Source organism: Pseudovibrio sp. SCP20 (genome assembly GCF_057774105.1).
Genome location: NZ_JBYMDH010000003.1, coordinates 314898 through 334026 on the forward strand (window position 1 = coordinate 314898; position 19129 = coordinate 334026).

Annotated in this window: 15 protein-coding genes; 9 read left to right on the plus strand and 6 right to left on the minus strand. The window is 53.8% G+C overall.

Going from position 1 to position 19129, the window contains the following annotated elements:
* Nucleotides 1-101: 101 nt before the first annotated feature.
* The 4 genes from AC3CB2_RS14100 to AC3CB2_RS14115 all read left to right on the plus strand — a co-directional run bounded on the left by AC3CB2_RS14100 (nt 102) and on the right by AC3CB2_RS14115 (nt 3873).
* Nucleotides 102-1742 (plus strand): chloride channel protein, encoded by a 1641-nt coding sequence (locus AC3CB2_RS14100; protein WP_014286590.1) that lies wholly within the window; start codon nt 102-104, stop codon nt 1740-1742.
* 89 nt (nt 1743-1831) lie between these two features.
* Nucleotides 1832-2701, plus strand: coding sequence for an AraC family transcriptional regulator (locus AC3CB2_RS14105; protein WP_352933489.1), 870 nt, complete (start codon nt 1832-1834; stop codon nt 2699-2701).
* A gap of 102 nt (nt 2702-2803) precedes the next feature.
* A complete protein-coding gene (locus tag AC3CB2_RS14110) occupies nt 2804-3553 on the plus strand; it encodes an AzlC family ABC transporter permease (protein WP_352933492.1) in 750 nt (249 codons plus the stop codon).
* On the plus strand, nt 3550-3873 hold the full coding sequence (locus AC3CB2_RS14115; RefSeq protein WP_008547628.1) for an AzlD family protein: 324 nt from the start codon (nt 3550-3552) through the stop codon (nt 3871-3873). The genes AC3CB2_RS14110 and AC3CB2_RS14115 overlap by 4 nt, the downstream gene beginning before the upstream one ends.
* Before the next feature lie 59 nt (nt 3874-3932).
* On the opposite strand, the gene AC3CB2_RS14120 is transcribed toward AC3CB2_RS14115, so the two are convergent.
* The 4 genes from AC3CB2_RS14120 to AC3CB2_RS14135 form a co-directional block, all read right to left on the minus strand.
* The gene (locus AC3CB2_RS14120) at nt 3933-5753 is read right to left on the minus strand and encodes an aminopeptidase P family protein (RefSeq protein ID WP_352933495.1); all 1821 of its coding nucleotides are present in this window, start codon (nt 5751-5753) and stop codon (nt 3933-3935) included.
* Between the two features lie 581 nt (nt 5754-6334).
* Nucleotides 6335-7237: a 50S ribosomal protein L11 methyltransferase gene (locus tag AC3CB2_RS14125; protein ID WP_352933498.1), complete on the minus strand. Its 903-nt coding sequence runs from the start codon at nt 7235-7237 to the stop codon at nt 6335-6337.
* A gap of 89 nt (nt 7238-7326) precedes the next feature.
* The gene (locus AC3CB2_RS14130; protein WP_083416668.1) at nt 7327-9144 is read right to left on the minus strand and encodes a cation:proton antiporter; all 1818 of its coding nucleotides are present in this window, start codon (nt 9142-9144) and stop codon (nt 7327-7329) included.
* Nucleotides 9145-9218: 74 nt separating this feature from the next.
* Nucleotides 9219-11624: an ATP-dependent helicase gene (locus AC3CB2_RS14135; RefSeq protein WP_352934171.1), complete on the minus strand. Its 2406-nt coding sequence runs from the start codon at nt 11622-11624 to the stop codon at nt 9219-9221.
* Between the two features lie 384 nt (nt 11625-12008).
* On the opposite strand from AC3CB2_RS14135, the gene AC3CB2_RS14140 reads away from it, so the two are divergent.
* Together AC3CB2_RS14140 and AC3CB2_RS14145 are read left to right on the plus strand one after the other, a co-directional pair.
* On the plus strand, nt 12009-12527 hold the full coding sequence (locus AC3CB2_RS14140; protein WP_352933500.1) for a DUF4142 domain-containing protein: 519 nt from the start codon (nt 12009-12011) through the stop codon (nt 12525-12527).
* A 188-nt stretch (nt 12528-12715) separates the two neighbouring features.
* Nucleotides 12716-13327 (plus strand): hypothetical protein, encoded by a 612-nt coding sequence (locus AC3CB2_RS14145; RefSeq protein WP_352933503.1) that lies wholly within the window; start codon nt 12716-12718, stop codon nt 13325-13327.
* Nucleotides 13328-13383: 56 nt separating this feature from the next.
* On the opposite strand, the gene ligA is transcribed toward AC3CB2_RS14145, so the two are convergent.
* Nucleotides 13384-15759 carry an NAD-dependent DNA ligase LigA gene (ligA, locus tag AC3CB2_RS14150; protein ID WP_352933506.1) on the minus strand — a complete coding sequence of 792 codons (2376 nt, stop codon included), beginning with the start codon at nt 15757-15759 and terminating at the stop codon, nt 13384-13386.
* A 337-nt stretch (nt 15760-16096) separates the two neighbouring features.
* Complete coding sequence (locus tag AC3CB2_RS14155) at nt 16097-17356, minus strand: glycosyltransferase family 87 protein (RefSeq protein WP_352933509.1); 1260 nt, start codon at nt 17354-17356, stop codon at nt 16097-16099.
* 332 nt (nt 17357-17688) lie between these two features.
* Here AC3CB2_RS14155 and AC3CB2_RS14160 point away from each other — a divergent pair, with 332 nt between their 5' ends.
* From AC3CB2_RS14160 to AC3CB2_RS14170, 3 genes are all read left to right on the plus strand, one after another.
* Complete coding sequence (locus tag AC3CB2_RS14160) at nt 17689-18138, plus strand: translation initiation factor 2 (protein ID WP_352933511.1); 450 nt, start codon at nt 17689-17691, stop codon at nt 18136-18138.
* A 136-nt stretch (nt 18139-18274) separates the two neighbouring features.
* A complete protein-coding gene (locus AC3CB2_RS14165; RefSeq protein WP_352933513.1) occupies nt 18275-18619 on the plus strand; it encodes an ArsR/SmtB family transcription factor in 345 nt (114 codons plus the stop codon).
* Nucleotides 18616-19080, plus strand: coding sequence for an SRPBCC family protein (locus AC3CB2_RS14170; protein ID WP_352933515.1), 465 nt, complete (start codon nt 18616-18618; stop codon nt 19078-19080). The genes AC3CB2_RS14165 and AC3CB2_RS14170 overlap by 4 nt, the downstream gene beginning before the upstream one ends.
* Nucleotides 19081-19129: the final 49 nt, after the last annotated feature.

The window sequence follows — 19129 nt, forward strand, 5'->3', positions numbered from 1 at the left end:
GAGCCGAATTTCGAAGATCAGAGCATATCCTGATTGGCGTTTCCCGGGGAATCTCGTTAAAGACAGTGCCAATCGTTCATTGTCTTATCGCTTAATCTAGTATGCATAACCAAGCTAACCCGCTGAAAATCGCAATGCGTATAGCCTATAAATGGGTCGAACCAAATTTACGTTTGTTTTTGTCATCGCGGCTTCCGCTTGTCTGGTTCCTCGCACTCATCATCGGAGCCGCAGTGGGTGGTTCAGCTATCCTTTTCCGTATCGGCATCGGATTGATCCAGTGGACTTGGCTCGGCACAGCCTCTGAGCGCATGATCAGTGCGGCCAACGCGCAGCCTTGGTATGTGATTGTTCTGGCCCCGGTCATCGGCGGCGCGATTGTTGGCTTATTGCTGCAAACCATCCAGAAGAAACAACGCGCGGGCGGTGTGGCAGATGTGATTGAAGCACGCGCTCACGGCGGCACCGGCCTCCCCTTCTGGCCCGGCATCAGTTCTGCGCTGATTACCGTTATCTCTCTTGGCAGTGGCGCAAGTGCAGGCCGCGAAGGCCCTATGGTGCACTTGGGCGCTACCCTCGGCACCTCCGTCTTTTCCAAACTGAACCTGCCCGATTCAACAATGCGCATCCTGCTGGCAGCAGGTGTCGCCAGCGCAGTCTCCGCCAGCTTTAACGCACCAATTGCAGGCGTTCTGTTCGCGCATGAAGTGATCCTCGGCCACTACGCCATGTCTGCCTTCGTGCCAATCGTGCTGTCTTCTGCAATGGGAACGCTGGTCTCCCGCCTCTACTTTGGTGATGTGGCCGCATTCATCCTGCCGCATTATCAGATCAACACCTACTGGGAGTTCCCGGCCTTTGTCCTGCTCGGCATCATCTGCGCGATTGTGGCCATCACCTTCCAGTTTGCTCTGATCGGGTCCGACTGGGTCGCCCGAAACGTCAAGATGCCAATCTGGCTACGTCCAGTTGTTGGCGGTGTGCTTGTCGGCTCTATCGCCGTCTTTTATCCGGAAGTCATCGGTGTTGGCTATGAAGCAACGGATGGCGCGCTTAACTCAGAACTGTCACTCACTTTGATGTTGTCGCTGCTGGTTGCCAAAACAGCTGCAACGGCCATCACCCTCGCCTCTCGCTTCGGCGGCGGCATCTTCTCGCCCTCTCTTTATTTGGGCGCCATGACCGGTGGTGCTTTTGGCCTGATCGCCGCAAACCACTTGCCGGAGATGGCCTCCAGCCACGGTCTTTACGCCATCCTCGGCATGGGCGCAGTAGCTGCTGCAGTGTTGGGAGCACCAATCTCTACCACGATGATCGTGTTCGAGCTGACCGGTGGTTACGAGCTGTCCATCGCACTGTTGATCTCAGTTTCCATCGCCACTGGCCTCAATCAGGCAATCCATGGCCGCTCCTATTTCCACTGGCAGCTGGAAATGCGCGGCGTGATGCTGCAGGATGGAGCCCACAAATGGCTCGTCCGCATCGTGCATGTTGAAGATTTCGCGGATCCTCCCCGCCCGGACACTGACACCACCTTCGATCCAGAGTCTGAAGAACCGTTCCTCGCACCGCTGGATACGCTGGAAAAAGCCCTCAAGGCCTTCGATGATGCAGGTAAGGCCACGCTGCCTGTCATTGACCCGAAAAACCCGACGCAAGTCATTGGCTATGCAAGCCACGTGAAGGCCCTGCGCTACTTCAACTCCGCCCTCATTCAGGCGAATGTTGAGGAGCACCGCTAGCCAAACCCTAGATAATCTCCATTGACCCATCCGTAAAAAACAGCAATCTCGTTCAAGACATCATTGTCTTCGCTGGGTAATTTGGGTCTATGAAACCGGTCACTCAAAAAGCTGCATTGGAAGCAACTCCGCTCAATACGGGAGAGAACGCTCAATTCTGGAGCGCTCCCAACTTTGACGGACTGGAATGTCTTGCGGCAAGTTTCAGAACCCACGTCTACGAACCCCACACCCACGACACCTTCGTTGTCGGTGGAATTCTCCAAGGCTGTCAGTGCTATTGGCAGCGGGGCGAGCAGATATTTGCCGGTCCCGGAGATCTGGTGTTCGTAAATCCGTTCGAGCTGCACGACGGCATACCGGAAGGCTACGGCTACACTTACCGGATGACCTACCCAAGCATATCTCTGCTGCAGAAGATCGCCGAAGACCTGACAGACAAGCCACAAAGCGGAACACCATACTTCCCGGAGGCTTGCGTCCATGACCCTGAGCTCTGTCAGGAGTTCATCACAGCTCACAAGTCCATACAAAACCGCTCCATCGATCTGGAAGCCGAAGAGCCGCTCTACATGATCTTCGCCAAGATGCTCGCCAAATACGGCAGCTTCCGCGAAAGTGACATGAACTCTAAAGATCCGGTCGCGGTGAGAAGAGCACGTGAGTATCTGGAAGAAAGCTTCATGGGCAACGTGCATCTGGATGATCTGGTGAACATCTCAGGCCGCTCCAAATATCACCTCATCCGCTCCTTCAAAAAGGCCACGGGCCAGACCCCGCATGCCTACCTGACAGACGTTCGCGTGCGCAATGCAAGACGCCTGCTCGTCAGAGGCGCATCTCCAAGCGAGACAGCCTCACTCTGCGGTTTTGCGGATCAGGCACACCTGACACGCCAGTTCAAATCCCGTGTCGGTACCACTCCGGCAGCCTTCCAGCGGTCCGTGATTTCCATTTAATATCCGCGACCTACCACCAATTAAGTATAGGAAGCGCAATTTCGTTCAAGACGGCTCCGGCCGCTCTGCCTTAAAAACACTCCATGCTTTTAGGAGGGTTTTGTGAAAAGCAACCAAAACAAATCAGCGGTCAACGCTGGCCCCAATGAATTTATGCTCGGCGTCACCACGTTCTTCCCACTGGTGTTCGCCGCAACGCCCATCGGCCTGTTGTTTGGCGCTCTCGCAGCACAAAAAGGAATGTCTCCGTTGGAAGTGCTGCTGATGGGCTCGTTTGTGTTCGCAGGCGGCTCCCAGTTCCTCGCGCTGGATCTGTGGGCAGACCCGCTACCGTGGCTCACCATTGCCTTCTCAACGTTCCTAATCAACCTGCGCCACGTGCTCATGAGTGCCTCTCTGGCCCCTAAGCTGGGGCACTGGACAATCCTGCAAAAATACCTCGGCTTCTTCATATTGGCAGATGAAGTCTGGGCCCTGTCTGAGCAGCGTGCTATGAAACAGCACACAACCTTCAGTTTCTACATGGGTGTTGGCCTCACCCTCTTCATCACATGGCAAGCCGCTTCAGTTGCAGGAAGCCTGATAGGCGCAGTCATGGGCGATCCGTCCCGCTACGGCCTGGATTTTGCCTTCACCGCTCTCTTCATCTGTCTCGTGATGGGATTCTGGCAGGGCCGAAAGACAGGCGTAGTCCTCGCAGCCAGCGGTCTTGCAGCTGTTCTCACACACAAATTTGTGCCGGGTGCCTGGTACATAATTGCCGGGGCCGTTGCTGGCGTCATTGCAGCTGCCATTCAATATGACGACAATCCAAACGGGGTTAAGAACTCTGCGGAGGCGTTACAATCATGACCTCAGAAATCTTCGCAGTTGATCCGCTCGTCCTCTTCACCATTCTGGTTATGGCAGCCGGAACCTACCTGACCCGCATCGCAGGTCTAGTGCTGACAAAGTTCGTCACCTTCTCCGGCAGAACAGAAGCAGCCCTACAGGCCGTACCGCCCGCAATCCTTATGTCTGTCGTGGCCCCAACCGCGTTTGCTACAGGCATTGCTGAAACCGCAGCAACCGCCATCACCGCCGTCGCAGCTCTGCGCTTACCCATGCTGGCAGCCATGACAATCGGTGTTGTCAGTGTAGTGGTCTTAAGAATGGCACTTGCTGTCATCTAAACAAAAACCCCGCTCCGTGAAGCGGGGTTTTCTTTATCTCATGACAAAGCTGATCATGATCAGGAGACCGGACGGGTCGCCTCTTCCAGCCATGCCTTGGTCTCATCATCAAGCAGTGGGCCAACCAGCTCACGCACACGTGCGTGGTAAGCGTTCAGCCAGTTCAGCTCAAACTCAGAGAGAAGCTTGGTGTCCACCATGCGCAGATCAATCGGTGCCAGTGTCAGCGGCTCAAAGCCGAGCATCTTCTGGTCGCCACCTTCAATGGCAGCAGCAGGTGTCACCAGCTCAAGGTTCTCAATGCGAATGCCATACTCATCTGCACGGTAATAACCCGGCTCATTGGAAAGGATCATACCCGGCTTCAGCGCAATGCTGTTCGGTGCCTTCGCAATCCGCTGCGGACCTTCATGCACACCTAGATAAGAACCCACACCGTGGCCAGTGCCGTGGTCAAAATCGAGACCCTGCTTCCAGAGATCGATGCGCGCCAGTGTATCCAGCTGAGAACCTGTTGTTCCAACCGGGAAGCGCGCTGTCGCAACCGCAATGTGCCCTTTTAGAACAAGCGTAAAGTGCTTGCACTGCTCAGCGGTCACTGCTCCAACAGCCAGCGTACGGGTAATATCAGTCGTGCCATCTTCATACTGCGCACCGGAGTCGATCAGGTAAACACTGTTCAGCTCAATCGGCAGATTGCTGTCATAGCTCACACGGTAGTGACAGATCGCACCATGAGGACCAGCAGCAGAGATAGTGTCAAAGGAGATGTCCTTCAGAGCACCCGTCTCACGGCGGAACTCCTCAAGCTTCTCAGCAACAACAACCTCAGTCAGGCCACCAAGCGGTGCAGTCTTCTCAAACCATGCAAGGAAGCGTGCATACGCAACACCATCACGCAGATGAGCCGCTTTAGTGCCTTCAATCTCAGCCTGATTTTTGATCGCTTTCGGCAGCAGGGTTGGCTCCTGCCCTTCCACAACATGGCCACCATTATCAGCAACCGCATCATAAAGCGCCTGACCAGCAAGTCCGGTATCAATCAAAACACGCTTGCCATCCGTTCCAAGCGCCTTCAGCGCTGGAGTAAGTCCACCCGGCTCATCGATATCAGCCAGAGAACTCAGCTCATCGCGCACTTCATTGGAAAGCTTGCGCCCATCAATGAACAGGGATGGCTTGCCCTTGGTCGGCACCAGAGCGAAAGACAGCGGCAACGGCGTATGCATCACATCGCTGCCGCGAATGTTGAGCAACCATGCAATGGAGTCCGGCTGGGTCAGAAGCGCAGTGTCAGCTTCCTTTTCAGCAATCAGCTCACCAATACGTTTGATCTTGTCTGCAGCGCTTTCACCCGCAAACTGCATTGGATGCATGTTGACCGCACCAAGCGGCGCTGCTGGACGGTCATTCCAGACCCCGTCCACTGGATTGCCGTCAACAGCAACCAGTTCAGCACCAGCCTTTTTACAAGCCGCTTTCAGGGAGCGCACCTGACGAACAGGATGCAGCATAGGGTCATAACCGATCTTCTGGCCTTCCTGTGCATTCTCACGCAGCCAGTCAGTCAGTGGTTCATCAATCAGATGACGATAGGCAAACGCCTCTTCATCCACCTGATCACGCACCTGAATAGTGTAGCGACCATCAATAAAGATCGCAGCCTTGTCACTGAGCACGCCAGCAATGCCGGCAGAACCGGTAAAGCCGGTCAGCCATTCAAGGCGGCAGTCACTGTCAGGCACATACTCGCCCTGGTGTGCATCTGCACGCGGCACCAAAAAGCCATCAAGCCCGCGAGAGGCCAGCTCTTCCCGCAGAGCGGCCAACCGAACCGGCCCGCGAGATTTATCATTTACTGTGTCAAAGCTCTGAAACATGCCGGAAGGCTAATGCTGATCGCGGCGCAACTCAACCACACAAACAAGCCTCCTCAGAGGATTTTATGCTCTCATAAGAAGCCAAAAGGATACAGAAGTACACAATCCATGCCGTATACGCAGATCTGCTATGTACTCCATGCAAATTCAGATCATGACAGTCCCAAGACATGCAAAAAATGCATAAGTGTCATGCGAAACTATCTCTTTTTTTACAAACTAAAATAATGGATAAGTCCTCTCGTCGACGGGGCGCTTCCCTCCCAAAGCAAACCGGCGGATCACACCTCCTCCCAATGTGATGCGCACGACACCAATGGCCGGCAGCCATCAGCAGCTGATAAAGCGCTAGAAATGCCACTCATATAGCTAGATACCTCCTCCCAATATCTAGCAAGCTAAGCAAATTCCTCCCAGTTGCTTGGCACACAAAAAAACCTTTGCTTCCCCGGCAACCTCCTCCCAATTTGCCGGATCAGGAAGCAAAGGTTTTTTGTTTTCTGCAGCCCAAAAATCAGACATCAAAAAACCCTCTGAGCCAAAGCAAAGAGGGTTTTGAATTATTCACAGTGCAAAAGAGCTTACGGTGCCCAGTTGCCCTTAGCAAAAGTCAGGGTCAGCCAACCATCAATCTCACGGCGGTGTACCAGCTTCAGGCCCTGCTGGCCGTAAGCGGAAATAATCCGCGGGCCGTGCTCAATGCGCAAACCGGAAAGAACCAGCGTGGACTTGTGCGCAAGGTGGCTGCACAGCTTGGCAGACATCTGCACCAATGGCTTTGCAAGGATGTTGGCAACAACCAGATCAAACGGTCCAAACTCGTTGAAGCGACGATCTTCCACACCAGCGCCTGTAAAGGCTTTGAACAGCGGACCAACATTGTTCTTGCGCGCATTGTCAATCGCAGCTTCGATCGCGATCGGATCAATATCCGTTGCCAGAACTTCAGAACCGGAAAGTTTTGCAAGAGCAATACCCAGAACACCGGTGCCGGTACCTAGATCAAGCATACGATGATATTTGTGGCGCTTCAGCAGACGCTGCAGTTCCAGTAGGCAGCCTTCGGTCGTACCGTGGTGACCAGTGCCAAACGCCTGCGCTGCTTCAATCTCAATACCGATATCAGATTTGTTGACCGCATCACGATCATGCGCACCATGCACAATAACGCGATCTGCACGAACCGGCTTCAGACCTTCAAGAGACTTGGCAACCCAGTTGATGTCCGGCAGTGCTTCAACTTCAGCCGAAGTTGGGATAACGCCACCTTCGAACTGATCAAACAGGCGCATTTCTACCAGATTGATCGCGTCATCAACCGTAGACTCCAGCACCAGCACCTCAGCTGTCCAGATGGTTCCATCAGTGGAGCTTTCAAAAACAGCAACCGGAAAACCATCATCTTCAAAGCGGGCCTCCATAATATCGGAGAGTGCCTTTGCTTCAGCTTCAGGCGCCGGAATGCGAACCCGGATCGTGTCCATGCAAAAACCCTTAGTTACGATGAGCTATCAAAACTCAAACAATATCTTTGCATAGGCGTATAGAATGCACAGCGCCGAAAAGCCAGAGCTCACGAGGCTTTCTCGCGTTCTGCCGCATATTCACTGGGAACAAGGCTAAGTATTGTTGAACCCGATGCCACCGTCGCAGGCACGGAGCTGTTCATAGGGCGCAGCTTCTTCGTCGGCTCAATCAGCATCAGCACAATTGCTTTTTCCGGAAGTGCCTCCTGAAACGCATCCCAGCCATAGGTGTCTGTCAGCTCACTGGCCTTGATGAACCAGCCCTCACGGATTTTCGTTTCAAGGTCATTGTAGCTGTGCTCCGGCGTCAGGAACGGGCGTCCACCGAGCGTCACAACACGGCGAAACTTCTCTTTCTCACTCTGCTCTTCTGACGGTGCAAACTGATAAACCTCCCCTCGCCCCATAAGAGGGCCGAAGTTTGTGGTCACCAGCGCATTGTAGTCGTCATTGTCAGTTACGGCGAGCAAAACGCTATAGTTCTCAAGCGGGAGTTCGTTCTCAACCTCTTCAGAAAGAACCTCTCCATAATGGTTCGCCAGCCCCGCATTCCGGGAAAGCCGCAGCTTACCCCAGTTGCGGTCCACGGTAAGCGAGTTGATGTCCAGCGTCTTCAGCTTGGTCGCCAGCGCAACGCTAAACCGGCTTGCCCCAACAATCAGCAGGCCCGGCCCTGAATGACTGGAAAGCCCAAGCCACCGTGCAAACGGCCCAAGCGTGAACCCGTGGGCAAACACAGTGGCAACCACAACCGCGAACGACAGCACTGCCAACCGCTCACCATCCGGAGCGCCATGCTCCACCAGCGAGCGCGCAAACAAGCCAGACACTGCCACCGCCACGATACCGCGCGGTGCAATCCAACCCACCAGCAAACGCTCCTTCCAGCTTAAGTGCGCGCCGATGGTGCCAACCCAAACCGAGATAGGCCGGATCACAAACAGCAGAACCAGAACAAACGCCAGATCCTCCAGCCCAAACTCAGCCAGACTGCCCAGCTGAACAGAAGCCGTCAAAACTATGAAGACAGAAGAGACCAGAATAATCGTCACCGCTTCCTTGAACCGCTTCAACTCCTCAAGGCTGGCAAGGCGCGAGTTGCCGAGCACCAACCCCAGAACCGTCACGGTCAGCAGACCGGATTCCTCAAGCACCAGATCAGAAAGCGCATAAGCGCCCATCACACTGACAAAGATCAGAGGAACTTTCAGAAACTCGGGAACCCGGCCACCAACAAACAGCCAGATCAACCCACGCCCCAGCGCCCAGCCTCCAACTCCGCCAATCAGCAACCCGGCCACTGCTCGCACGGCAAGAACCCAGAAGCCGTGATCGCCGTGGTAAACCAGATAACCCTCAAACATGAACACAGCGAGCAGCGCACCAAGAGGATCAGCCAGAATAGCTTCCCAGCGCAGCAACGAACTTACCCGGCGCTCCAGTCGGGCTTGACGCAGAAGTGGGATGATGACGGTCGGGCCGGTCACGATCAGGATGGCAGCGAATACAAGAGCTGAAGGCCAACTTAATTCAGCTATATAATGAGCATTGAGCGCGCCCAATAAGAACGCAATAAACGCACCCAGCAACACAAGCCGCCAAACAGCCTTCTCAACACCGCCAATACGTTGAAAATTAAGGGAAAGACCGCCCTCAAACAGGATGACTGCAACGCCGAGCGCAACAGTTGGACGCAATAAATCACCAAATAACGCATTTGGGTTGAGAACGCCGGTTGCAGGGCCAATCAGAAAGCCCGCAACAAGCAGCAGGACAATAGCAGGAAGCGACCATCGCCACGCAAGCCACTGCGCACCAACACCCGCCACACCAATCATCGCAAGCGCGATAACCACACTGTCCATTGCCACCTCCCAACACAACTTAGAAGAGAGATAGCACAAATTACCCTAAAGGTAAGTAACGCTTGAGTTGCAGGTTATGCCCGCTCGACAAAGCTATCGAGCACTTTCTTTTGGCCAGCCTTTTCAAAGTCGACAGTGAGCTTATTCCCCTCAATGTCACTGATGGAGCCGTAGCCAAACTTCATATGGAAGATGCGCTCACCAATGGCAAAGTCACTGCCAACCTCAGTAACGCTCTTGGCCACCAGCTCACCCTCAATGGTCATCGGACCCGCCTTCTTGGCACGTCGAGTTTGGTTCCCACCATGCATCCGGCCATACTGCTGACCAGAGGCCTGCGCCTTGCGGGCGCGTTGCCAACCTGGAGTGGAGTACTTGCTCTGGAACGGGTCGCTATTGTCGAACCGGCTGGCACCATAACCACCGCCAGCACTGTTCAGACCATAGCCACCATAGGAGCTGGAGGCCTCAACAACCTCAACGCTGTCTGCGGGTAACTCATCCAGAAAACGGGAAGGAATACAGGACTGCCAGGACCCATGGATACGGCGGTTAGAGGTGAACCACACCTTCACACGCTTACGGCCACGGGTAAGACCCACATAAGCGAGGCGCCGCTCTTCTTCCAGACCAGCCTGTCCGGTCTCATCCAACGCCCGCTGGTTCGGGAACACGCCCTCTTCCCAGCCCGGCAGGAAAACCGTATCAAATTCAAGGCCTTTCGCGGAGTGCAGCGTCATGATGGACACCGCATCCTCTTCCACATCGCTGTCCTTATCCATCACCAGCGAGATGTGCTCAAGGAACCCAGCCATGCTCTCGAACTCTTCCATAGAGCGGATAAGTTCTTTCAGGTTGTCCAGTCGTCCCGGCGCTTCCGCTGACCGATCCTGACGCCACATCTGGGTATAACCGCTCTCATCAAGGATGATTTCCGCAAGCTCTGTATGGCTCATGGTCTCAACCTGATTGCGCCAGTTCTCAAACATGCCAAGAACATCAGCCAAGGCAGCACGCGCTTTAGGCCGCAGTTCATTGGTCTGCACCAGCTCCCCCGCCGCAATCATCAACGGTATAGCCCGCTCCCGCGCATAGGCATGCACAATCTTCAGAGTGGCCTCACCAAGTCCACGTTTCGGCGTGTTCACAATACGTTCAAACGCCAGATCATCAGAGGGCTGCATCACACAGCGGAAATAGGCTAGCGCATCACGGATTTCCATGCGCTCGTAGAAGCGAGGACCGCCAATCACGCGGTAGTTCAGGCCAAGCGTTACAAACCGGTCTTCAAACTCTCGCATCTGGAACGAAGCTCGCACCAGAATGGCCATCTCATTCAACGAATGGCCATGGTTCTGCAGCGCTTCGATCTCATCACCGATGGAGCGCGCTTCCTCCTGAGAGTCCCAGGCAGAGGCGACCTGCACCTTATCTTCATCCTCAGATCCCACCTGATCGGTGAAGAGGGTCTTGCCCAGTCGGCCCTGATTGTGGGCAATCAGATGAGAGGCAGCAGACAGAATGTGGCTGGTCGAGCGGTAGTTCCGCTCCAGACGAACCACGGTCGCGCCCGGGAAATCCTGCTCAAATCTCAGGATGTTATCAACTTCAGCACCACGCCAGCCATAGATCGACTGGTCATCATCCCCCACACAGGCAACGTTGGAGTTGCCCTGTGCCAGCAGACGCAGCCACATGTACTGCGCGATGTTGGTGTCCTGATACTCGTCCACCAGCATGTAACGGAAACGGCTCTGGAAACTCTTCAGAACATCATCATGCTCTTTGAAAATGGTGATGCAGTGCAGTAGCAAATCACCAAAGTCACAGGCGTTCAGAATGGAGAGACGTTCCTGATAGGTCTGATAGAGCTTGCGCCCCAAACCATTCGCAAAGGCCTGCGCTTCACCGGCAGAAATCTGATCCGGTGTCAGCCCGCGGTTTTTCCAGCTGTCCAGCAACCCGGCAAAAGTCTTTGCCGTCCAACGCTTTTCATCCAGACCTTCCGCCTGAATGATCTGCTTGATCAGGCGAACCTGGTCATCCGTATCCAGAATCGAGAAGGAAGACTTCAGACCAACCAGCTCAGCATGACGGCGCAGGATCTTCACACAGATCGCGTGGAACGTGCCCAGCCACGCCATGCCTTCCACGTTCTCGCCAATGTAAGCGCCGATGCGCTCCTTCATCTCGCGAGCTGCCTTGTTGGTAAAGGTCACAGCAAGGATCTGCCCCGGAGTGGCATGCCCTGTCGCCAGAATATGGGCAATACGCGTTGTCAGAACGCGCGTCTTACCCGTACCTGCGCCAGCAAGCACCAGCACCGGACCGTTGATCGTCTCAACAGCAAGGCGCTGTTCCGCATTCAATCCTTCCATGTAGGCAGGCATGGTCGTTTGCCGTGCTGCCATGGCCCTCGCTGCTATACCACCTGCCTTGGGCTGTGGTGCAGCCAGAGGATCAGCAGGGTTGGAAGGCATTCCGCGATGTAGTGGGCCAGAAGAATTTGCCATTGAGCTCGTTGGATCCTTTGAACGCATACCCCTCTCAAATCAGAGGGAGAATCTCCAATAGTTCACGAAGAACAATATAGCAACAACATTGAAGAAGCGAGGCGTCAGCAAAGAGATACACATCGTTTTGCGCATCAGCACATCTTCGCCCAGTAACTCTTGGGTGAAACTTGCTTTGCTCTGTGGTGTTTTATCAAGCCAGATCCCAGATACTTGAAAAATCAAGTGCTGGCTTAGCGATTTAAAGAGGAAGACTGCGTATATCTGGACCTGAAATTTCCAGAACTGATCAATGGGACGAACTTCACTTTCAAACCATAAAAACCACTGTAACAACCTGAAAGAAAAACAATGAAGACTGGTAAGTTACACCTGACGCGCAGAAACGCTCTCCTTGGCATGTCCGGCTCACTCATTGCCGCCCCTGCTCTGGTCTCCTCCGCTTTGGCCGACAATCACGGCTCTACGGACTACACCAACAAAACCCTCACCATCAGCCCCTTCTCACTCGCCATCAGCGAGATGGCGACCATGAAGGCCAGCAACCCGCTGGTGCGCCAGTTTGCGGAGCTGGAGCGTGAGGAACAGGCTGCTGTTTCGATGATCATCGAGTCCACAGGTGCAACACCACCACCACGCCCAAGCGCTCTGGAAGACATCTACAAGAAGCTGGAGGCCGCGTCTGGCGATGACTTTGACCGCCTCTACATCTCGACTGAAATCACAGGACATGAGGACTTGCTGGCGGTTCAAACGCCGGAAGCAGGTAAAAAGCCCGTGAACGTGGATGTGGCAACGGCAACCATTCTGGTCGCCTTCATCCATACCCATCTGGCCATGCTGGCAGAGATCCGCAAACAGATCGGCTAGGTAACTCATTGCAATACATGAAGAAACGCCAGCAAAGACTAACGGGTTTGCTGGCGTTTCAGTTCATTTCCACCTGTAAGAGCCGATCACATCTTCAAATTTGGCTCAATTGCACGCCTCTCCCGACAGGTCTCGATAAGATTTTCTACTCACTCTCATTCCATCGCAACTGGAATGGAGCTTGAGATATGCCGAAGGTCATTTGCAAATATAAGAACTACGACGAGTTCTATAAAAACCGCACAAGCATCTGGGCTGAGATCAGGCGCCGGATGGACATTCATGCGGCAGACACTGCAAGCTTCGACAAACTCATCTTCCAGGGAAAGGCTGCCATCCGGCTGACCTACGACAACCATGTTGAGGACGCGCCGGAGATGAAGAAAGCCCGATCCAACATTGCAGCGCTGGAAAAAGAAAAGTCCAGAACCTATCGCTTCGTGCAGGGTCTAAAGTCTCTGGAAGACGAAATCTCCGCCAAACACAAGATGTTACGAGTGCTGGAAAGCCAGTTGCAGCAAAAGGAAATCGATCCGAAAACCGATCCCAACTATCGCGATACGGCCAAGGAACTCAAAAAGCTGATCAAGGCCCAGCCTGCAGTGAAGAAGAAAATCCAGGAATACGATAAAGCTCTCAAGGCTTTGGAGCAGGCTGAAGCAAGTTATGATCCGCTGAAGAAGCAGGTCGAGAAAACAATCCCGATGAGTGTTCAGACGGACGGGAAAAACATGATGCTCTATATCGGCGGACGTGCCGAAGCATCTGTCCGCCTCAGAGCAACACTGGCGCAGAAGTAGGCTCTGCCGCAAGCCTACTAATGCAGCGAGAGGAGCCGAACAGCTCCCTCGCTTTTTTATTGATCACCAACCAGCTCGAACCAGTCATCCTCAGAGATGACATCAATGCCAAGGCTTTGCGCCTTAGTGAGCTTGGATCCCGCCTTTGGACCTGCAATCACAAGATCAGTTTTCTTGGAAACGGAACCAGAAACCTTAGCCCCCAAACTCTCCGCACGCGCCTTGGCCTCATCACGGCTCATACGCTCCAAACTACCTGTAAACACAAGCGTTTTGCCAGCAACAGGACTGCCAGACGTATCAGCCACAATCACATCAAGCGGTGTGATCTGCTCCATCAAAGCGGCCAGAGCAGTCAGGTTGTGTTCTTCTGCAAAGAACTCGACCAGAGCATTGGCAACCGTTCCACCAATCCCGTCAATGTCATTGAGTTCGCGATAGGCTTCTGAGGTCGTATCCGTTGCCGCGATCATCGCGTCATGGAACCCCTTCCACGAGGAGTAGGCCCGTGCCAGTAGCTTGGCGTTGCCTTCGCCCACATGGCGGATACCGAGCCCGAAAATCACGCGATTGAGTTCGATTTGGCGTTTACTATCAATCGCTTCGAATAACTTTCGTGCAGAGACCGCACCAAACCCTTCACGAGAACGCAGCTTATTGAGGGAAACCTTATCCCGTTCTGCCAGGGTAAAGATGTCCGCTGGTGTGCGGATACCACCTTTATCCATGTCATACTCGTAGAAGGCTTCCACCTGTTTCTCGCCCAGCCCTTCAATATCGAAGGCATTGCGTGAGACGAAGTGCTTCAGCTTCTCGACCGCCTGCGCAGGGCATATCAATCCGCCAGTACACCGACGTACCGCGTCGACCTTCCCGGAGTTTGGATTAGTTTCCCTAATCGCATGCGAGTTGCACGCCGGACATTCAGTTGGAAACTCGAACGGCTGCGCATCTTCAGCCCGTTTGCTCAGGTCTACATCCACGATCTGTGGGATAACATCACCGGCACGCTGGATGATCACTGTATCGCCAACGCGTAAGTCCTTGCCATCACGAATGGATTCCCCATCCTGACCGATGCCTTTGATGTAATCTTCGTTATGCAGTGTTGCATTGGAGACCACCACACCGCCGACTGTAACAGGCTCCAGTTTTGCAACTGGGGTCAAAGCACCGGTGCGGCCCACCTGAATTTCGATGGCATTGAGGGTAGTAAATGCACGCTCCGCCGGGAATTTGTGTGCAATCGCCCAGCGCGGAGAACGGGAAACAAAGCCCAGCCGTCCCTGCAGATCGAGCCGATCCACTTTGTAAACCACACCATCAATATCATAACCGAGGCCGGAACGATCCTCCTCGATGCCATGAAAAACTTTCAGCAATTCCTCAACTGTCTCACAGCGCTTCATCAGCGGGTTGATCTGGAAACCCCACGCACCGAACAGCTCCACCATGCCCATCTGCGTATCAGCAGGAACCTCGCTCATATCGCCCCAGGCATAGGCAAAGAATTTGAGTGGACGGGTCTTGGTGATTTCCGGGTTCAGCTGGCGCAAAGAACCAGCCGCCGCGTTACGCGGGTTGGCAAACACCTTGCCGCCATTGGCTTCCATGCGCGCATTCAGTGCCGCAAAATCCGCATGGCTCATGTAAACTTCGCCGCGCACCTCAACCACATCCGGCACGCCTGCAGGCAGCTCCTGCGGAATATCCTGAATAGTCAGCGCATTAGCCGTCACATTCTCGCCAGTAGCCCCATCACCGCGGGTCGCTGCATAAACCAGCTTGCCGCTCTCATAGCGAAGAGAAAGGGAGAGCCCATCAATCTTCGGCTCAGCCGTAACAGCCAGCGCACCCATCAGCGGATCGTACTTTAAGAAACGGCGCACCTTGCCGATAAAGTCCTGCACATCCTCATCGGAAAACGCATTGTCCAGCGAGAGCATCGGCACGGCATGGGTGATTTTGCCAAAGCCTTCAGCAACAGCACCGCCCACCCGGTTGCTCGGGCTATCTGCACGCACCAGCTCAGGAAACTTGGCTTCCAGAGCCGCGTTGCGGCGACGCAGCCCATCATAGGTAGCGTCATCAACAATCGGCGCATCTTGGGTATGGTAGGCTTCATCATATTCAGCAATCAGCCTTGCCAGCCGCTCCAGCTCCAGCGCAGCTTCTTCTGCCGAAACATCTACACTAGAAGGATCAGGCTTAGGTGTTGGGCTATCGCCCCTTACTAAGTTTGGAAAACGCTTTTCTATAGACAGATTTCGTTCGCATAGTTGCCGATACTCGCTATCAGTAACTATGGGTCTATCATCTTCATAGGCTGCACGATATTCAGCAATCAGCCCTGCCAGCCGCTCCAGCTCCAGCGCAGCTTCTTCTGCATTCAGCGCTTCAATGTCTTTTTGAGAGGTATCAGCAAGGCTCACCGGTCTACCCACCTGTTTAATCATCAATTAGGGGGATTATTCATATCGCCACCGGGAATAACAAACCACCCGGTACTGGGGAGTTTAGACAGGATTTAACGAGCTCAGGAGAGGCATCCGCACTCATCCCGTTAGATTTCAAAGAGTTAGAGTGTATTGCCGAAAAGTGGGAACCGGTTTTCGGATAAAGATACGCAGAAAAAAGATAAAGCAGTTCACGTATTTCAGCATAAATGCGAACTGCTTTAACCTCGTTTTGCGTTCTTTTGCGCAGATTTGCGTTATTCTGCGTTTTTTGGGGTGAAACCTGCGTTGCTGTGTTTTTCGCAGCTCGGGCTCAGGTCGTCCCGAGCCCCTCATCGCTTTCACGCTCCTCTGCAAAGGAGTTATCCCCCTCCTGCTCATCCTCAGGTACACTCATTTGTGTCTCGGCTGTGCTCATCATCCGCACAATCACCACAACCAGTGCCAGTGCCGTAAAGATCGGCCCAACCGGGAAACCATGCGCCGCCAGTGCAATGTTGACGATCGGCAGCAGATAGACGGCAAACAGGAGCAGCGGCGCCACATAAGGAGAATCCGCGTCATCATCAAACAGGCCAGTCCGGGTCGCATACAAATAGAGCGCCGGAGAAAGCACCGCATAATCCCACAGGAACAGGAACGGCGTTGCCAGCAACACGCACAAGGTCACAGCAAGGTTGCGCGCAACCGGCTCCCGCTCCCGCATGAACAGCCAGAACGTCACCACAAACGCCATAACCGTGAACGGCAGCTGCACCAGATACCCAGCTGTTGCTGAGAACCCAAGAGACCGCATCGCACCAAACGCAGACGGGATAAGATAAAGGAAGCTGCCCTCACCCTGATCCATAACAGTCGCCAGCAAGGACGGAACGGTTTCCAGATAGATCCACCACAGACCGGAGCCGAAGAACACAGCAGACGCATCCACCAGAAACGCCACCGTCGCCACACAGGCACACAGCGCAATAATGCTGCGATGGGCAATCAGAATAATCGGGATCAGCATGAACAGCTCAGGCTTGATGGACACACACCCAAGTAACACGCCAGCCAACGCCGGATGCCGGTTCATCAAACGCAGCCCACCATATAGGAACCCACCTGCCAGCATGCCAAACTGGCCGTAAAAGAGGTTCACCAATGTGGCCGGAGCAAAGATGAAGAACGTAAACGCCCGAATAGGCGCCTTGCGACTGAACGCAACCGCAAACGAAAGCAAACCACCCAGGCCCATCCAGAGGCTGTAGGCTTGCAGATAAGTCAGGCCGGATAACGGAACCAGAAACACCAGCAGGCTCGGCGGATGCACCCAGGCGTAAAAGCCGGAACCACCCACAACGTTTCGCTGCACTTCATCATAGAACCAGCCAAAGTCATAAAGCTGCGCCGCCTGCCCGGCGACTGCCATACGAGAGGCCAACAGGAACTGATAGAAGTCTCCCCCCACCCTGCGCAAATCGAATCCATCAAGACCCATCACCGATCCAAACAAATAGATCGGATAAACCACTGCAATCAGCAGCAGTGCGATGAAAAAATAGATCTGCAAGCGGGCGAACGAGATAAACATCTACCGGCCTCCATCTATGCGCCACCCCTAAATTGCTTTCAGTCTTCAGATGGGGCTCTGCGCAGGCACAAATTCTTGGTTGCCGGAGAGTTTAAAAGATACCAAGTTAATTATTTGAATACGCTACGTAATTTAAGAATCTCTTAGGAAAGTGAAACAGCGTTTGCGCAATAAAGATGAGTAAATCTATGCATTTCAGAAGTATCTAAAATTTAACAAATCATTACCTGCAACTTATTGGATAAAGATATCACCAGTTAATTCATTAATAAATTTGACTGAAATGTGTCACGAGCCTACTAAGCCCCCACGTAATTATGGGGTATACGGAATTGAAAACTTATCTAGTAGCTGGCGTTGTTGCATCCAGCGTTCTTCTCGCAGGTTGCGGCACAGTTGTTCGCGGTACAACTGAAGACATCAAGATCGACGTGAAGCCAGAGCACGCGAAGATCACGTCAACAACAGCTCACACCTGCGTTGGTCCATGTGTCATCAACGTACCACGCAAAAAAGAGTTCACGCTCACAGCATCTGCGCCTGGCTACCAGACTCAGGTCATCGATGTTGAGACCCGCGTCAGCGGCAAGGGTGCAGCTGGCATGGCTGGCAACATCCTGATTGGCGGCGTTGTTGGTGTAGGCGTTGACGCTGTAACTGGCGCAACTCTGGACCACTATCCAAACCCGGTCACCTTCAACCTCAAGCGCGGCAAAGGCACACGTAAGCTGACACCGGCTGAGATTGAAATGATGAACAAGGCAAAAGCCCCAACATCATAAGCTCACAGTATTCGGTTGGGGGTATGGATCTGTGAAGTACCCCCTACCACCAAGGCAGCTGCACCACCCTTCTCAAAGCAGCTCCCCAATTACTCAGGCATTGACCTGAGTATCTTCCTTTCCAATACTCAGGCACATGACTGAGTGTTCTGCTTCCCTTGATAATCTCTTCCATGCATTGGCCGATCCAACCCGTCGGGCGGTCATTGAGCAGTTGAGCCGTGGCACGGCCTCTGTCAGTGAGTTGGCACAGCATCACAACATGGCTCTGCAATCCTTCTCGCAGCATCTCAAAGTGCTGGAAGACTGCGGTCTTGTGCGTACACGCAAGGCAGGACGCGTCCGTATCTGCGAAATCTCAGCGGATAATCTCGCCAAGGCAGAAGACTGGATCAGTCAGCAGAAGAAAGTCTGGTGCGAAACCTTCAGTCGCCTTGATGACTATCTGAGCAACCTCCAGAACGGGGAGACACAGGAATGAGTGATACAGCATTTGAGCTGCACCTGATGAGAGAGTTCGATGCCCCTGTGGAGCTGCTGTTCCAGATGTGGGCTGCCCCGGAGCACATGAAGCATTGGGGATGCCCGGAAGGCTTTCAGATCACCGAGATCAGAATGGACTTCAGAGAAGGCGGCGCATGGTCAACCACCATGACGGGGCCAGATGGCACCACCTACCGCATGCAGGGCGAATACCTCAAGATCGACAGTCCTCACCTGATCAGCAACACCAGCCAATGGATCGATGAGGACGGCAAGGCCTCTGATCCGACCACAATCACCATGACCTTCAAGCCACTGCCAAACAATCGCTCCCGCCTCATCGTACGTGAAGCCTGGTTCCCCACCTCCACCTTCAAGGCAAGCAATGAGGAAGGCTGGAAAAGCTCACTGGAAAGTCTGGCTGCCTATCTCGCTACTCAACAAGACATCACAGTATAGCTCTTTCTGCTGCAAACCATATCCAGACCTCTATCAATCGGGACAGAAA

Coding starts and splice junctions, on each gene's coding strand:
- AC3CB2_RS14100 (WP_014286590.1), top strand. CDS start 102: ATGCATAACCAAGCTAACCCGCTGAAAATCGCAATGCGTATAGCCTAT.
- AC3CB2_RS14105 (WP_352933489.1), top strand. CDS start 1,832: ATGAAACCGGTCACTCAAAAAGCTGCATTGGAAGCAACTCCGCTCAAT.
- AC3CB2_RS14115 (WP_008547628.1), top strand. CDS start 3,550: ATGACCTCAGAAATCTTCGCAGTTGATCCGCTCGTCCTCTTCACCATT.
- AC3CB2_RS14120 (WP_352933495.1), bottom strand. CDS start 5,753: ATGTTTCAGAGCTTTGACACAGTAAATGATAAATCTCGCGGGCCGGTT.
- AC3CB2_RS14125 (WP_352933498.1), bottom strand. CDS start 7,237: ATGGACACGATCCGGGTTCGCATTCCGGCGCCTGAAGCTGAAGCAAAG.
- AC3CB2_RS14130 (WP_083416668.1), bottom strand. CDS start 9,144: ATGGACAGTGTGGTTATCGCGCTTGCGATGATTGGTGTGGCGGGTGTT.
- AC3CB2_RS14135 (WP_352934171.1), bottom strand. CDS start 11,624: ATGCCTTCCAACCCTGCTGATCCTCTGGCTGCACCACAGCCCAAGGCA.
- AC3CB2_RS14140 (WP_352933500.1), top strand. CDS start 12,009: ATGAAGACTGGTAAGTTACACCTGACGCGCAGAAACGCTCTCCTTGGC.
- AC3CB2_RS14145 (WP_352933503.1), top strand. CDS start 12,716: ATGCCGAAGGTCATTTGCAAATATAAGAACTACGACGAGTTCTATAAA.
- AC3CB2_RS14155 (WP_352933509.1), bottom strand. CDS start 17,356: ATGTTTATCTCGTTCGCCCGCTTGCAGATCTATTTTTTCATCGCACTG.
- AC3CB2_RS14165 (WP_352933513.1), top strand. CDS start 18,275: ATGACTGAGTGTTCTGCTTCCCTTGATAATCTCTTCCATGCATTGGCC.
- AC3CB2_RS14170 (WP_352933515.1), top strand. CDS start 18,616: ATGAGTGATACAGCATTTGAGCTGCACCTGATGAGAGAGTTCGATGCC.